The organism is Streptomyces sp. NBC_00557 (assembly GCF_036345995.1).
In the GTDB taxonomy this organism is placed as follows: Bacteria; Actinomycetota; Actinomycetes; order Streptomycetales; family Streptomycetaceae; genus Streptomyces.
This window is the reverse complement of sequence record NZ_CP107797.1, coordinates 138,771-154,950: the sequence shown is the minus strand read 5'-3', so window position 1 is coordinate 154,950 and position 16,180 is coordinate 138,771. Positions and strand designations below refer to the sequence as shown.

The following is a 16,180-nucleotide window of genomic DNA, read 5'->3' as shown; positions in this document are numbered from 1 at the left end:
ATAACCCCTACCGGCCCCTAACTACGGCCGTCACAGCCCGGCCTTGACCAGGGCGCCCGCGTCGATCTTCAGGTGCAGGCCGGTGACGTAGCGGGACTCGTCGGACGCGAGGTAGACCACGGCGTGGGAGACGTCGGACGGGTCGACATAGGGAACGGCGATGGAGTGCATCGAGGTGAAGCCCTGTTCCGCGTCCTCGCGGGTGGGGCTCTCCAGGTCGGGGCGGATGGCCCGGTACATGACCTCGTTCTGCACCATCGCCGTGTCCACGTTGGTCGGGTGCACGGCATTGATGCGGCGGCCCGTCGGGCCGAGCTGAACGGCCAGGGTGTTGACGAAGTCGACCAGGGAACGCTTGGCGTACTTGTAGGCGGCGAAGCCGGAGCCCGCCTGGGCGACGTCGCCATGGCCCGGCATGAGGCCGGCGGCGGAGCCGGTGACGATGACGGAGCCGCCCTCGCCGAGGTGGGGCAGCGCCGCGTGCACGGTGTTGAGGACGCCGGTGAGGTTGGTGTCGACGGTCTCGGTGAAGGCGTCGATCGGACGGTGGGCGCCGATCGGCAGGATGCCCGCGTTGGCGACGACGGCGTCGAGGCGGCCGAGTTCGGCGACCGACTCGTCGATGGCCGCGCGCAGCGCCGCCCGGTCGCGGACGTCGGCCTGGCGGACGACGGCCCTGCGGCCGGCCTTCTCCACCAGGCGGGCGGTTTCGGCCAGTTCCTCGGCGGTGGCCAGCGGGTACTCGGTGACGCCGGGATCGAAGGGGATGTCGATGGCGATGATGTCGGCGCCCTCCTGCGCCAGCCGCACCGCGTGGCTGCGGCCCTGGCCGCGCGCCGCGCCGGTGATGACCACTGCCTTGCCCGAAACCCGGCCCATGCCTGGCTCCTTCGCTCGTCCGGTTCCAAGGGGTCCCGCCGACGGGAACGTGCCGTACGCGGGTCGATCCGTCGTCCTTCTTACTGCGCGCCGGAGCCCGCCGGGCCGCTTCGGGGCCCCCTAACCGGCGCGGACGGGAGGCATTTAGGGGTGTGCGGAGCTCCGGACACCGGGTGGGATGCCTGGAGCGGCGGGCGCGGCACGGGGAGCGCTCCGGTCGTGCAGGGGCGACGACCGGAGCGCTCGTCCGCCGGGGCGCCGGATCAGGCGGCAGCGGGGGTGTGTTCGGCTTCCGTGCTCGTGTCCCCGCCCGGCTCGCCGGGTGCGGTCTGGGCCGGGGCGGCGGGGACCAGGTGCCGCAGCGAGAGGAGCACGAAGACGGACATCAGCGCCAGCACGCCGATGGCCGTGAACCCGGCCGGGGTCAGTGACTTGACGAAGGCCGCCTGGGCGGTGTGGAACAGCTCGCCGGCCTGTGGCTCCTTCAGCGTCATGGAGTAGTTGTGCGCACCGCCCAGCGTCTGCCGGGAGGCTTCGAGAGCCCCCGCGGGCAGTCCGGAGGGGATGGTGCGGTCCATGGTGCTGCCGAAGACCGAGGCGCCGATGCTGCCGAGGACGGCGACCCCGAGGGCGCCGCCGAGTTCCTGGCAGGTCTGCAGCATGGCGGAGACCCGGCCGGACTGGGCCTCGGAGGTGAAGCCCATGATCTGGTCGGTGACGATGGTGTTGGAGATGACGACGCCCACGCCCATGCACACCGTGCCGCTGATGATCAGCGGGATGTCACGGGTGGTGCCGAGCCGGGTGACCAGGAAGCAGCCGGTCGCCGCGATGAGGAAGCCGGCGACGATCACATAGGCCGGACGCACCACGGTGGCGGTCTTGACCGCCAGGGGCGCGAAGAGCATGATCGCCACCGGACTGGCCAGGGTCCACAGCGCCGCTTCGAGGGGGCTCATCCGCAGCACCTCCATGAGGTACTGGGTGGTGAAGATCCCGAAGCCGACCATGGTGAAGTAGGCCACCACGTTGCAGCTCATCGACGGGCCGAAGCCGCGCTTGCGGAACAGGGTCAGGTCGATCATCGGGTGCGGGTGCGAGCGCTGCCGCAGGACGAAGACCACGCCCAGGACCGCGCCGGTCACCAGCGCGACGACCGGCTGCACCGAGTAGCCGTCGGCGGCGAACTTCTTCAGCGCCCACACGGTGGGCAGCACGGCGCCCATGGACAGCAGCGCCGAGGGCAGGTCCAGGCGGGTGGCCCGGTCACGGTACTCGGGCACGAGCAACGGCAGGGCGAGCAGCAGCAGCGCGATGAACGGCAGGTTCACCAGGAAGATCGAGCCCCACCAGAACTGGGTGAGCAGCAGGCCGGACAGGACGGGGCCGATGGCCGAGCCCATGCCCATGCCGACGGTCCACACGGCGATCGCGTTCCGGCGCTGGCCCGCGTCGTGGAACATGTTGCGGATCAGGCCGAGCGTGGAGGGCATGAGGGTGGCGCCGCCGACGCCCTGCAGCGCGCGGGCCATGATCAGCACAGCGGGCGAGCCGGCGAAGGCGGCCGTGGCGGAGGCGCCGCCGAAGACGATGCTGCCGAGGACGAGCAGGCGTCGGCGGCCGATGCGATCGCCGACGCCGCCCATGGTGATCAGCAGCCCGGACAGCACGAAGCCGTAGATGTCGATCATCCACAGCTGCTGGGTGCCCGAGGGGTGCAGGCTCGCCGAGATCGACGGGAGCGCGAAGTACAGGACGGTGATGTCCATGGAGACCAGCAGCACCGGAAGGATCAGAACGGCGAGCCCGATCCATTCGCGGCGTCCGGCCCTTGCCGTCCCGAGGGGTGTGGGGGGCGAATCTAGACGCACGTCTAAGACTCCTGTATAGTACGGTTGTATAGAAGCTCGGTGGACGAAAGAGTGATCTGCCCAGCGCCAGGTCGAGAACGGAGAGAACCGATGAACCTGCAGGGCAAGACTGTGGTCGTGACCGGTGCCAGCTCGGGCCTCGGCGAGGTGGCCGCCCGCCGCCTGCACGCCGCGGGAGCGCACGTCGTACCGGTCGGACGCTCGGCGGAGAAGACCGCGGCCATCGCCGCCGAACTGGGAACGGAACCGCTGACCGCCGACTTCTCGGAGCTGACCGAGGTGCGCCGGCTGGCCAAGGTGCTGCTGGACCGCTGCCCGCGCATCGACGTGCTCGTCAACAACGCCGGCTGCATCCTGTCCAAGCACACGGTCACCAAGGACGGCTTCGAGCAGACCTTCCAGGTCAACGCCGTGGCCCCGTACATGCTGACCAGGCTGCTGACCGAGCGGCTGCGCGACAGCCAGGGACGGGTGCTCGTCACCTCCTCACAGGTCATCGAGGGTCGCCGCCAGCTGAACCCGAAGAACATCAACGGCGCCTCCGGATACGAGCCCTACGAGGCCTACGCCGACAGCAAGCTCGCCCTCGCACTGCTGACCCGCGAATACGCCCGCCGCCACCCGGACATCGGGGTCGCCGACTTCCACCCGGGTGTCTTCCTGGGGGGACTCGCGCGGGAGCTGTGGCGGGAGCGGCTGCTGGCCTCCGGCCCGCTGCGCGGCACCGTCCAGCGGTTCGTCGGCACCCCCGAGAAGGGCGCGGAGACGCTGCTGATGCTGGCCGGCACCGACGCTCCGCTGCACGGCGAGTACTACAAGGACTGCCGCCGCACGGACCCGGGCGCCACCGCGGAGGACCCGGACGTCGCCGGCGCCCTGTGGGACGTCTGCGCCCATGGCACCGGCCTTCCGCTCTGATCTCGTCGCCGGGCGGGCCCTCCGCGGCGGGGGTCAGTCCGGCGACGCCTGCAGCTCGATGAGGTGGCCGGCCGGATCACGGACATAGGCCACGACGGTCTCCGGACCCCACTCCGGGCGGGGGGCGGCCGCGGAGACCACCGAGCCGCCGTACTCCTCGCACAGCCGCTGCGCCGCCGGTACGTCGTCGAGGCGGAAACAGAGCAGCGCGGTGTCGGCGTCGCCCTCCCGCACCTCGAGCATGGTCTTCATGGCCGCGCGGTCGATCACCGCGAGCACCGGCTCGTCGTCGGCGTTCCACCGCGCGTACGGCCCCTGGGCGTTGCCCTCGGCGACCTTCGCGCCGCACAGGCCGTCGAGGACGGCGTCGTAGAACCGGAAGCAGGCGGCGAAGTCGTCGACCAGCAGCCGTGGATGCAGGGTGCCCACGAGAATGGGCGGTCGAGGGCTCATCTTCACTCCGTTTTCTGAGTCGGTCGCATGCGGTGCGCCGGACCCGCCGACCGTAGCCAGCACCGGCCGCCCCAGTGCACCCCTACCGCGGTCGGGCCGGAAGTTCAGGGGGGTTTTCAGGGGGCGCCACCGGTGGAGTTCTCCAAGCTCACGTCGCTTGAATGTGGCGAGAAGTCCGCGCCTTCCGCCGCGGCCGATGCCCTCACCGATCGAGCCTTGGAGCCACGTCCGTGATCGAACTTCCCGAGTACGACGGCACCCTGACGGCCTATCAGCCGCGGACCGCACCCCGGCCCCTCACCCCGAGCGGCGCGCCCATCCGCAGCCGGGCGGTGTTCTCCACCGCCCATGTGGTGGCCGACCCGCTCGCCGCCAACTCGCCTCTGCTGCTGGGCTGGGAGCCCTTCTCGCCGCCGGCCCTCGACTGGGATGCCACCCTCGCCTTCCGCCGGCACCTGTGGTCGCACGGCTTCGCGCTGGCGGAGGCGCTGGACACGCAGAACCGTGCGCTGGGCCTGGACTGGGCCACCTCCGCGGAGCTGATCCGCCGCTCCGCCGCCGAGGCCAAGGCGGTCGGCGGCCGGATCGGCGGCGGGGTGTGGACCGACCAGCTCGACCCGATGCGCCCGCACACCGTCGAGGAGATCGTCGCCGCCTACGAGGAGCAGATCGAGGCCGTCGAGGACGCCGGCGCCGAGCTGATCATCATGGCCAGCCCCGCGCTGCCCGCGGTCGCGCAGGGCCCCGACGACTACGCCCGGGTCTACCAGCGGCTGCTCGGGCAGGCCCGCGAGAAGGTGATCCTGCACTGGGTGCTGCCGGAGTCCGACCCCCGGCTGACCGGCTACTGGGGCTACACCGAGTGGGACAAGGCGCTCGAGGCGTTCCTCGCCGTGGTCGACGACAACGTGGACAAGATCGACGGCGTCAAGGTCTGGCCGCTGGGCCGGGACCAGGAGATCGAGCTGCGCCGCCGGGTGCCCGCCGGCGTCCACGTCTACAACGGCGACATCACCGACTTCCCCGAGCTGATAGCCGGTGACGAGCAGGGTCACAGCGACGCCCTCGCCTCTGTCTTCGACCCGCTCGCGCCGATCGTCGCCGAGGGCTTCAGGGCCCTGGACGAGGGCGACACCGCGCGCTTCCGCGCCGAGCTGGAGTCCACGCTCCCGCTGGCCCAGCAGCTCTTCGAGGGCAATGCCCTGACGATGCGTTTCTTCAAGACCGGGTTCGTCTTCCTCGCCTGGCTCTCCGGCCACCAGGACCACTTCCGGATGGTCTGGGGCGAGCAGTCCGCCCGTTCGGTCCCGCACCTGTCCAAGGTGTACCGGCTCGCCGACCAGCTGGGTCTGTTCCCCGACCCGGAACTGGCGGAGCGCCGGATGCGGGTGGTGCTGGCCACCGCCGGCCTGGACTGAGCACGCCTGCCCCCGCCCGCCCGGAGATTGGTGATCACCGATGTCGAACGACCAGAAGCTGCTCGATTACCTGAAGGCGGTCACCGCCGACCTGGCCCAGACCCGCAAGCGGCTGCAGGAGGTGGAGGCGGCCGGCCAGGAGCCCATCGCCATCATCGGCATGAGCTGCCGTTACCCCGGAGGCGTGCGCAGCCCCGAGGAGCTGTGGCAGCTGGTGGCCGAAGGCCGCGACGCCATCGGCGAGTTCCCCTCCGACCGGGGCTGGGACCTGGACGCGCTCTTCGCCGACGACGGCGCCGGCCGCAGCGTCGTGCGGGTGGGCGGATTCGTGGACGAGGCCGCCGACTTCGACGCGGCCTTCTTCGGTATCTCGCCCCGCGAGGCGGTGGCGATGGACCCGCAGCAGCGGATGCTGCTCGAACTGGCCTGGGAGGCCTGCGAACGCGCCGGGATCGACCCGCATTCACTCGGCGGGGAACGCGTCGGCGTGTACGCGGGCACGGGCGCCCAGGACTACGAGTACGTCCACGCGCAGAACCCGGACGCCGTCGCCGACTATGGAGCCACCGCCACCGCCGCGGCGGTGCTCGCCGGACGGGTCTCCTACACCCTCGGGCTGGAGGGGCCGGCCGTCACCGTCGACACCGCCTGCTCGTCCTCTCTGGTCACCCTGCATCTCGCCGCCCAGGCGCTGCGTGCCGGAGAGTGCTCGCTGGCACTGGCCGGCGGTGCCGCGGTCATCTCCACGCCGGGGGTCTTCGTCGCGTTCAGCCGGCAGGGCGCGCTCTCCTTCGACGGCCGCTGCAAGGCCTTCTCCGACGACGCCAACGGCACCGGCTGGGGCGAGGGTGCCGGAATGCTCCTGCTGGAACGGCTGTCCGACGCCCGCCGCAACGGCCACCCCGTGCTGGCGGTGGTCCGCGGTTCGGCCGTCAACCAGGACGGTGCGAGCAACGGGCTGACCGCGCCCAACGGCCCCGCGCAGCAGCGGGTGATCCGGCAGGCACTGGCCAACGCCGGGCTGACGACGTCCGACATCGACCTCGTCGAGGCGCACGGCACCGGCACGACCCTCGGCGACCCCATCGAGGCCCAGGCCCTGCTCGCGACCTACGGGCAGAACCGCACCGCCGACCGTCCGCTGTGGCTGGGCTCGCTGAAGTCCAACATCGGGCACACCCAGGCCGCCGCGGGCGTGGCCGGGATCATCAAGACCGTCATGGCCATCCGCAACGGCGTGATGCCGAGGACGCTGCACGTCACCCGGCCCTCCACGCACGTCGACTGGGACGCCGGCGACGTCCGGCTGCTGACCGAGCCCCGTGCGTGGCAGGCCGAGGGCGACCGGCCGCGCCGGGGCGGGGTGTCCTCGTTCGGCGTGTCCGGTACCAACGCGCACGTCATCGTCGAGCAGGCTCCCGAGGAGCCCGGCGACGAGCCCGCCGGTCCGGCGGACGCGGCGCCGGCGGGTGCCGTCGTTCCGTGGGTGGTCTCCGCGCGCAGCGGCTCCGGGCTCGCCGCGCAGGCCGAGCGCCTGCACACCGCTCTCGTCGGCGGTGCGGAGGACGTACGGGACGTGGCGCACGCCCTGGCCACCGGCCGGGCCGCGCTGGAGCACCGGGCGGTCGCCCTGGGCACGGACCGCCAGGAGCTGCTGGACACCCTGGCCGCGCTCGCCGAGGGCCGCGAGGCGGCGGGGCTGGTGCAGGGCACCGTCGCCGGTGACGCCCCGCCGGTGTTCGTCTTCCCCGGGCAGGGCTCGCAGTGGGCGGGCATGGCCGTGGAACTCCTGGAGACGGCCCCGGCGTTCGCCCGGTCCATGACCGAGTGCGCCGAGGCGCTGCGGCTGTTCACCGACTGGGACCTGTTCGAGGTGCTGCGCGAGCGGCCCGGCGCGCCCACCCTGGACGAGGTGGACGTGGTGCAGCCGGTGCTGTGGGCGGTGATGGTGTCGCTGGCCCGGCTGTGGGAGTCCTTCGGCGTCCGGCCCGGGGCCGTGGTCGGCCACTCCCAGGGCGAGATCGCCGCGGCCACGGTGGCGGGCGCGCTCTCCGTCGAGGACGGCGCCCGCGTGGTGGCCCTGCGCAGCAAGGTCATCCGGGAGGAACTCGCCGGGCTGGGCGGAATGATGTCGGTCGGGCTGCCGGCGCGGGAGGCCGCCCGGCGCATCGAGGCCTGGCCGGGCAAGCTGTCCCTGGCCGCGGTCAACGGGCCGGGCTCCACGGTGGTGTGCGGGCACGTCGACGCGCTCGAGGAGCTGCGGGACACCCTGGAGGGCGAGGGCACACGGGCCCGGATGATCCCCGTCGACTACGCCTCGCACTCGGTGTTCGTCGAGAACGTCCGGGAGCGCATCCTGGAGGTGCTCGCCCCCGTGCGGCCGCGCTCCTGCGAGGTCGCGTTCTACTCCACCGTCACCGGTGACCTCATCGACACCACGGTGATGGGCGCCGAGTACTGGTACACCAACCTGCGCCAGACGGTGCTGTTCGAGGATGCCACCCGCGCCCTGCTGGCCGCCGGGTTCGGGCTGTTCGTCGAGGCCAGCCCGCACCCGGTGCTGAAGCTCGGGGTGGAGGAGACCTTCGCCGACGCGGGCACGGCTGCGGTGGCCGTCGGCTCGCTGCGGCGCAGGGAGGGCGGCCTTGACCGGTTCGCCGCCTCGCTGGCCGAAGCGTACGTGCGCGGCGCGGCCGTGGACTTCTCCCCCCTGCTGGCCGGACGTCCCGGCCGGCACGTGCCGCTGCCGACGTTCGCCTTCCAGCACCGCCGTTACTGGCTTCAGGCGGCGCCCGGCGCGGCCGGTGACGTCGTCTCGGCCGGCCTGGCGGCCGCCGGGCACTCGCTGCTGAGCGCGGTGGTGGTGGCCCCGGAGGACGGCGGTGTGACCCTCACCGGCCGGCTGTCGGCGCACACCCAGCCCTGGGTCGCCGACCACGTGGTGCGGGACGCGGTGTTCTTCCCCGGCACCGGTTTCGTCGAACTCGCCGTACGCGCCGGCGACCAGGTGGGCTGCGACCAGGTCGCCGAACTCACCCTGAACGCGCCGCTGGTCCTGGCCCCCGGCGAGGCGGTGCAGCTGCAGGTCGTGGTGGGCGGCCCGGACGAGGCCGGCCGCCGCGAGCTGCGGATCCACTCCCGCCCCGAGCAGGCCGGGCCGGACGTGCCCTGGACGCGGCATGCGACCGGCGTGCTCGCCGCGGGCACGGGTGCGGCCGCGGCGTTCGACGTGGCCGTGTGGCCGCCGCGCGACGCGGTCCCGCTGGACGTCACCACGCTCTACGACGACCTCGCGGAGACCGGCCTGCGCTACGGACCGCAGTTCCAGGGTCTGACCGCCGCCTGGCGGGTCGGCGAGGACGTCTACGCGGAGGTCGTGCTCGCCGAGGCCACCTCCACCGAGCGCTTCGGGCTGCACCCGGCGCTGCTCGACTCCGCCCTGCACGCGGTCGCCCTCACCGACGCGGTCGGCGACGAGGCGGCGCTGCCCTTCGCCTGGTCCGGGGTACGGCTGCACGCGACCGGCGCCCGCACGCTGCGGGTGCGGCTGACCCCGGTGCGCGCCGGTGAGGTCTGCCTGGTCGCCGTGGACGCCTCGGGCGCACCCGTCGTCTCGGTCGACTCCCTGGTGCTGCGCCCGGTCGCCGGTGCCGCGGTGCCCCGCCGCGTGGACTCGCTGTACCGGTTGCGCTGGCAGCCCGTCCCCGCCGCCCAGGCCGCGCCGGTCTCCTGGACCGACTGGGAGCGGCTGGACCGTGACGGCGAGCCGGATGCCGTGCCCGAGGTGGTGGTGCTCGCCACCGAGCCGGGCACCGACGCCGCCGCCGTGCACGCCCGGACCCAGCACGTCCTCGGGGTGCTCCAGCGCTGGATCACCGACGAGCGGCTCGAGGACGCGCGCCTGGTGGTGGTCACCCGCGGCGCGGTCGCCACCGAGGGGGAACCGGTCGACGACCTGGCGGGCGGTGCCGTATGGGGTCTGGTGCGTTCGGCGCAGTCGGAGCATCCGGACCGGTTCGTGCTGGCCGACCTCGAGGCGGGCACCGACCCGGCCGAGGTGCTGGACGCGATCGTGGCCTCCGGAGAGCCGCAGGTCGCGGTGCGCGGCTCAGTGGTGCGGGCCGCCCGGCTGGTGCGGGCCGTGCCCGGCGAGCCCGAGTCCCGCTTCGGGCCGGACGGCACGGTCCTGATCACCGGCGGCACCGGCATGCTGGGCCGGCTCGTCGCCCGGCACCTGGTGCGCGAGCACGGCGTACGGCACCTGCTGCTGCTCGGCCGCCGCGGCCCGGACGCCCCCGGCGCGGCGGAACTGGTCGCGGAACTGGCCGAGTCGGGGGCCGAGACCACCGTGGCCGCCTGCGACGCCGGTGACCGCGAGGCGCTGGCCGCCGTTCTGGCCGCCGTCCCGGCCGGTCGCCCGCTGACCGGCGTGGTGCACGCCGCGGGCGTCCTCGACGACGGAACGCTCTCCTCGCTCACCCCGGAGCGGGTGGACCGGGTCCTCGCCGCCAAGGCGGACGCCGCACTCCACCTGCACGAACTCACCGAGGGCCAGGACCTGTCCGCCTTCGTGCTCTTCTCCTCCGCCGCGGGTGTCATCGGCGCGCCCGGCCAGGGCAACTATGCCGCGGCCAACGCCTTCCTGGACTGCCTCGCCGCCCACCGCAGGGCGGCCGGCCTCGCCGGGCAGTCGCTCGCCTGGGGCTTCTGGGCCGAGGCGAGCGGCATGACCGGCGACCTCGACGAGACGGACCGCGGCCGCATGTCCCGCAACGGGCTGCTCGGGCTCGCCGACGACGAGGGCCTGGCGCTGTTCGACGCCGCCGTCACCAGTGACGCGGCGCTGCTGGTGCCGGCCCGGTTCGACCTGGCGGGGATCCGCGCGGACGACGCCTCCCCGCAGCCGGTCTTCACCGCGCTGGTGCCGGCCGTGCGCCGGGGCACCGCCCAGTCGGTCGCGTCCGCGGGTTCCTTCGGCGAGCGGCTGCTGCGGCTGCCCGAGGCCGAGCGGGTGGCAGCGGCCCTGGACCTGGTGCGCGAGAAGGTCGCCGCGGTCCTCGGCTACGGCTCCCCCGAGGAGGTCGAGGCCGAACGGGCCTTCCGCGAGCTGGGCTTCGACTCCCTGAGCGCGGTCGAGCTGCGCAACCGGCTCGGCGAGGCCGCGGGCGTACGGCTGCCCGTCACCGTGGTGTTCGACCATCCCAACCCGACCGCGCTGGCCCGCCATCTGGTGGCGGAGGCCTGCGGCGACCAGGCCGCCGCCGCGGCGCCGGTCACCGCGGTCCGCGCCGCCGACGACGAGCCGGTCGCGATCGTCGCCATGGCCTGCCGCTACCCCGGCGGGGTGCGCTCCCCGGAGGACCTGTGGCGGCTGGTCGCCGACGGCACGGACGCCATCGGCGCGTTCCCGGCCGACCGGGGCTGGGACCTGGAACGGCTGTACGACCCGGAGGGCGAGCGGCCGCACACGAGCTATGTCCGCGAGGGCGGGTTCGTCTATGACGCGGGCGACTTCGACGCGGACTTCTTCGGCATCAGCCCTGTCGAGGCGGAGGCCATCGACCCGCAGCAGCGACTCCTGCTGGAGGCGTCCTGGGAGGTGTTCGAGCGGGCGGGCATCGACCCGGCGACGCTGAAGGGCAGCGCCACCGGCGTCTACGCGGGCGTCATGTCGCACGACTACGCCGCCAACAGCGGAACCGGCGCGATCGCCTCCGGCCGGGTGTCGTACACGTACGGCTTCGAAGGTCCGGCGGTGACGGTGGACACCGCCTGCTCCTCCTCCCTCGTGGGGATGCACCTGGCCGCGCAGGCGCTGCGTGCCGGTGAGGTGGATCTCGCGCTGGCCGGCGGCGTCACCGTGATGGCGAGCCCCGAGCTGTTCGTGGAGTTCAGCCGACAGCGGGGCCTGTCCAAGGACGGCCGCTGCCGCTCCTTCGCCGGCGCCACCGACGGCACCGGCTGGGGTGAGGGCGTCGGTCTGCTGCTGCTGGAGCGGCTGTCCGACGCGCGCCGCAACGGCCACCCCGTGCTCGCGCTGCTGCGCTCCTCCGCCATCAACCAGGACGGCGCCAGCAACGGACTGTCGGCACCGAGCGGCCCCGCCCAGCAGCGGGTGATCCGGCAGGCGCTGACCACGGCCGGGCTCACCGCCGAGGACGTGGACGCGGTGGAGGCGCACGGCACCGGCACCACGCTGGGCGATCCGATCGAGGCGCAGGCGCTGCTGGCCACCTACGGGCAGAACCGGCCCGAGGACCGGCCGCTGTGGCTGGGCTCGCTGAAGTCCAACATCGGCCACGCCCAGGCCGCCGCCGGCGTCGGCGGTGTCATCAAGATGGTCATGGCGATCCGTGAGGGCGTCCTGCCCAGGACCCTGCACGTGGACGAGCCCACCCCGCACGTGGACTGGGAGTCGGGTGCCGTCCGGCTGCTGACCGAGGCCCGCGACTGGCCCGGGACGGACCGCCCCCGCCGGGCCGGCGTGTCCTCCTTCGGCATGAGCGGCACCAACGCCCACGTCATCATCGAGCAGGCACCCGTCCAGCCGGACGAGCCCCGCCCGGGTGACGGAGCCGACGGTACGGCCGGACCGGTCTCCCTGCTGCTGTCGGCCAAGTCGGCCGAGGCGCTGCCCGCGCAGGCCCGGCAGCTGCACGACTGGCTGACCGCCCGCCCGGACGTCTCCACCACCGACGTCGCCCACACCCTGGCCACCACGCGAGCGGCGCTGGACCACCGCGCCGCCGTCACCGGCCACGGCCTGGAGAGCCTGCTGGAGGGCCTGGAGGCGCTGGCCGAGGGCCGCACCGCTCCCGGTGTGCTGCGCGGCCGCGCCCAGGACGGCAAGCTCGCCTTCCTGTTCACCGGGCAGGGCGCGCAGCGCCTCGGCATGGGCCGGGAGCTGGCCGAGACCTACCCCGTCTTCGCCGAGGCCCTCGAGGCGGTGCTCGCCGCCGTCGACACACACCTGGACCGGCCACTGCGCGAGGTCATCTGGGGCGACGACGCCGACCTGCTCAACCAGACCCAGTACACCCAGCCCGCCCTGTTCGCCTTCGAAGTCGCCCTCTACCGGCTCATCGAGTCCTTCGGCGTCATCCCCGACCACCTCGCCGGACACTCCATCGGCGAGATCGCCGCCGCCCACGTCGCCGGCGTGTTCTCCCTCGACGACGCCGCCCGCCTGGTCACCGCCCGCGGACGCCTCATGCAGGCCCTCCCCACCGGCGGCACCATGATCGCCGTACAGGCCACCGAGGACGAAGTCCTGCCGCTGCTGACCGACCAGACCGGCATCGCCGCCCTCAACGCGCCTTCGTCCACGGTGATCTCGGGCAGCGAGGACGCGGTGGCGGCGATCGCGGAGCAGTTCGCCGCACAGGGCCGCAAGACCAAACAGCTCGCCGTCAGCCACGCCTTCCACTCCCCCCTCATGGACCCCGTCCTGGACGACTTCCGGGCCGTGGCCGAATCCCTGACCTACCAGCGGCCGCGCATCCCGTTCGTCTCCACCGTCACCGGACAGCCGGTCACCGACGAACTCACCACCCCCGACTACTGGACCGAACACATCCGCAAGCCCGTCCGCTTCACCGAAGCCCTCACCCGCATACCCGCCACCACCCACCTGGAGATCGGCCCCGACGCCGTCCTCACCGCCCTCGGACCCGCCACCACCGACGACGCCACCTTCATCCCCACCCAACGCCGCGACCGCGACGAAACCCACGAACTCGCCGCCGCACTCGGCCACCTGCACACCACCGGCACCCGCGTGGACTGGACCGCCTACTACGCCACCACCGGCGCCCGCCGCACCGACCTGCCCACCTACGCCTTCCAGCGCACCCGCTACTGGCTCGACGCCAAGGACTACCTCGCCGAGCTGTGGCACGGCGAGGCCGCGGGCGCGAACGTGGCCGGGGCCGGGCTGGAGACGGCGGAGCATCCGCTGCTGGGTGCCGCGGTGTGGTCACCGGAGTCGGACGCGGTGGTGTTCACCGGGAGGTTGTCGCTGGAGTCGCAGCCCTGGCTGGCCGGGCACGCGGTGCAGGGCACCGTCATCCTTCCGGGTACGGCGTTCGTGGAGCTGGCGCTGGCAGCCGGGGAGCAGGTCGGCTGCGAGGTGCTCGACGACCTCGCCCTCGAGGCGCCACTGATACTGCCCGAGCGCGGGGGCGTCGCCTTCCAGATCACGGTCGGCGAGGACTCCGGTGGTGGCCGTACCCTGGCTCTGCACTCGCGGGACGAGGGCCGCGGCGGTGTCTGGACGCGGCATGCCACGGGTCTGCTGACGTCCGTCGCACCGGCCGGCTCGGACACCCTCGCCGCGTGGCCGCCGCCGGACGCCGAGCCGCTTGCCGTGGACGGCCTGTACGACGCTCTCGCCGAAGCCGGGTTCGCCTACGGTCCGGACTTCCAGGGTCTGACCGCCGCCTGGCGGCACGGGGACGACCTGTACGCCGAGGTGGGGCTGCCCGCGGAGACCGCCGCCGAGGCGACGGGCTTCGGGCTGCATCCGGCCCTGTTCGACGCCTGCCTGCACGTGCTGGGGCTGGCCGGGGACGACTCCGCCGCGCGGCTGCCGTTCGCCTGGTCGGGTGTGGCCCTGCACGCCTCGGGCGCCACGCGGGTCAGGGTGCGACTGCGGCCGCGGGCCGAGGGTGCCGTGTCGGTGCTGGTCGCCGACGGACTGGGGGCGCCGGTGCTGACTGCGGAGTCGCTGACGCTGCGTGAGCTGACCGAGATGCCCAGGGCCCGGCAGGACGACCTGTACCGCGTCGAGTGGTCGGAGGCCGTGGCGCGGCCCGGTGGGGCGTCGGCGGACGGGTTCACCGTGCTGCGCACCGAGCCGGGCACGGGTCCCGAGGCGGTGCACGCGGTTGTCACCCAGGTGCTGGCCGAGGTGCGGGAGCACCTGGCCAAGGGCTCGAAGCTCGCCGTCGTCACCAGCGGCGCGGCCGCACTGCCCGGCGAGGACATCACCGACCTCGCCGGCGCCGCCGCCTGGGGCCTCATACGCTCCGCACAAGCCGAGAACCCCGGCCAGTTCCTCCTCATCGACACCGACACCCCCGACCACCCCGACCTCCCCACCGCCCTCGCCACCGGCGAACCCCAGATCCTCATCCGCGACGGACGCCCCCACAGCGCCCGGCTCACCCGCCTCACCCCCACCGGCACCGGCGCCGAGCAGCCCCCCACCGCCTTCGGCCCCGACAGCACCGTCCTGGTCACCGGAGCCACCGGCGCCCTCGGCCGCATCCTCACCCGACACCTCGTCACCCAACACGGCGTACGCCACCTCCTGCTCACCAGCCGACGCGGACCCGACGCACCCGGCGCCACCCAACAACGCGACGAACTCACCGCACTCGGCGCCGAGGTGACCCTCGCCGCATGCGACGCCTCCGACCGCCAAGCCATGGCAGCGCTGCTCACCGACCACCCCGTCACCGCCGTCATCCACACCGCCGGCGTCCTCGACGACGGACTCGTCACCTCCCTCACCCCCGACCGGGTCGCAGCCGTACTACGACCCAAAGCCGACGCCGCCTGGAACCTCCACGAACTCACCCAGAACCACCCCCTGACCGCCTTCGTCCTGTTCTCCTCCGCAGCCGGCGTCTTCGGCAACGCAGGCCAGGCCTCCTACGCCGCCGCCAACGCCTACCTCGACGCCCTCGCCACCCACCGCCGCACCCGCGGACTACCCGCCCACTCCCTGGCCTGGGGCCTGTGGGAAAGCGACACCGGCATGACCGGCGAACTGAGCGAGGCCGACCGGGAACGCCTGAACCGCTCCGGCGTGCGGGAGATGTCCGCCAAGGAGGGGCTCGCTCTCTTCGACGCCGCGTGCGCGCAGGAACTGCCCGCGGTGGTTCCCGTCCGTCTCGCCCTGGGTTCGTACGACGCCGATGTGCCGGCGCTGCTGCGCGGGTTGGTGCGCTCCGCCGCGCGGCGTACGGCGGCCGCCGCGAACGCACCGGTCACCGGGCTGCGCGAGCGGGTCCGCGCCCTGCCCGCCGCCGAACGCACCGCTGTCCTGCTGGACCTGGTCCTCGGCCAGGCCGCGGCGATCCTCGGGCACGCGTCGGCGGCCGCGATCGACCCGGACCGGTCCTTCAAGGACCTGGGATTCGATTCCCTCGGCGCGGTGGAATTCCGCAACGGCATCAACGCGCAGACGGATTTGCGCCTTCCGGCCACGCTCGTCTTCGAATTCCCGAATGCACGGGCCCTGGCCGACCACCTGTCCGCCGAATTGGCACCCGCCACGGAAACCCAGGCCGGCACCGATCCGGAGGAGGAGCGGATCCGGGAAATCCTGCGGGTGATTCCGGTGGAGCGGCTGCGGGCCAGCGGCCTGGCCGACGCCCTGCTGTCGCTGGCCGAGGACCAGGACGCCCTCACCACCGGTCCGACGGATGCTCAGGATCTGTCCGGGAAAAGCGGGTCCATCGACGATCTGGACACGGACGCCCTGATCAACCTGGCTCTCGGCGACGCCTGACCGGCTGCTCGGCGGCCGTCTCCCACGGGAGGCGGCCGCCGTCGGCCGCCCGGCTTCCCTAGGGGGCTGTTAGGGGTGGGCCTGCGTGGGGCGACTGGATAGCGTCAAAGGAAGGATCGTTTCTC

General features: G+C 73.3%; 6 protein-coding genes. 3 read left to right on the top strand and 3 right to left on the bottom strand.

Annotated elements, in window-relative coordinates; genetic code table 11:
* Nucleotides 1-30: 30 nt before the first annotated feature.
* Nucleotides 31-879, bottom strand: coding sequence for a mycofactocin-coupled SDR family oxidoreductase (locus OG956_RS39320; RefSeq protein ID WP_330343150.1), 849 nt, complete (start codon nucleotides 877-879; stop codon nucleotides 31-33).
* A gap of 263 nt (nucleotides 880-1,142) precedes the next feature.
* Nucleotides 1,143-2,750: an MFS transporter gene (locus OG956_RS39315; RefSeq protein WP_330343149.1), complete on the bottom strand. Its 1,608-nt coding sequence runs from the start codon at nucleotides 2,748-2,750 to the stop codon at nucleotides 1,143-1,145.
* A 90-nt stretch (nucleotides 2,751-2,840) separates the two neighbouring features.
* On the opposite strand from OG956_RS39315, the gene OG956_RS39310 reads away from it, so the two are divergent.
* Complete coding sequence (locus tag OG956_RS39310; RefSeq protein WP_330343148.1) at nucleotides 2,841-3,668, top strand: SDR family NAD(P)-dependent oxidoreductase; 828 nt, start codon at nucleotides 2,841-2,843, stop codon at nucleotides 3,666-3,668.
* A gap of 33 nt (nucleotides 3,669-3,701) precedes the next feature.
* Here the strand turns inward: OG956_RS39310 and OG956_RS39305 are convergent, their stop codons facing one another.
* Nucleotides 3,702-4,121, bottom strand: a complete 420-nt coding sequence (locus tag OG956_RS39305) for a VOC family protein (protein WP_330343147.1) — start codon at nucleotides 4,119-4,121, stop codon at nucleotides 3,702-3,704.
* A 230-nt stretch (nucleotides 4,122-4,351) separates the two neighbouring features.
* Between OG956_RS39305 and OG956_RS39300 the strand changes: the two genes are divergently transcribed.
* Nucleotides 4,352-5,539 carry a DUF993 family protein gene (locus OG956_RS39300; RefSeq protein ID WP_330343146.1) on the top strand — a complete coding sequence of 396 codons (1,188 nt, stop codon included), beginning with the start codon at nucleotides 4,352-4,354 and terminating at the stop codon, nucleotides 5,537-5,539.
* A 40-nt stretch (nucleotides 5,540-5,579) separates the two neighbouring features.
* A complete protein-coding gene (locus OG956_RS39295) occupies nucleotides 5,580-16,055 on the top strand; it encodes a type I polyketide synthase (protein ID WP_330343145.1) in 10,476 nt (3,491 codons plus the stop codon).
* Nucleotides 16,056-16,180: the final 125 nt, after the last annotated feature.

Excerpts from the sequence above, each read along its gene's own strand:
- OG956_RS39320 (WP_330343150.1), bottom strand. The coding sequence starts at position 879 with ATGGGCCGGGTTTCGGGCAAGGCAGTGGTCATCACCGGCGCGGCGCGC.
- OG956_RS39310 (WP_330343148.1), top strand. The coding sequence starts at position 2,841 with ATGAACCTGCAGGGCAAGACTGTGGTCGTGACCGGTGCCAGCTCGGGC.
- OG956_RS39305 (WP_330343147.1), bottom strand. The coding sequence starts at position 4,121 with ATGAGCCCTCGACCGCCCATTCTCGTGGGCACCCTGCATCCACGGCTG.
- OG956_RS39295 (WP_330343145.1), top strand. The coding sequence starts at position 5,580 with ATGTCGAACGACCAGAAGCTGCTCGATTACCTGAAGGCGGTCACCGCC.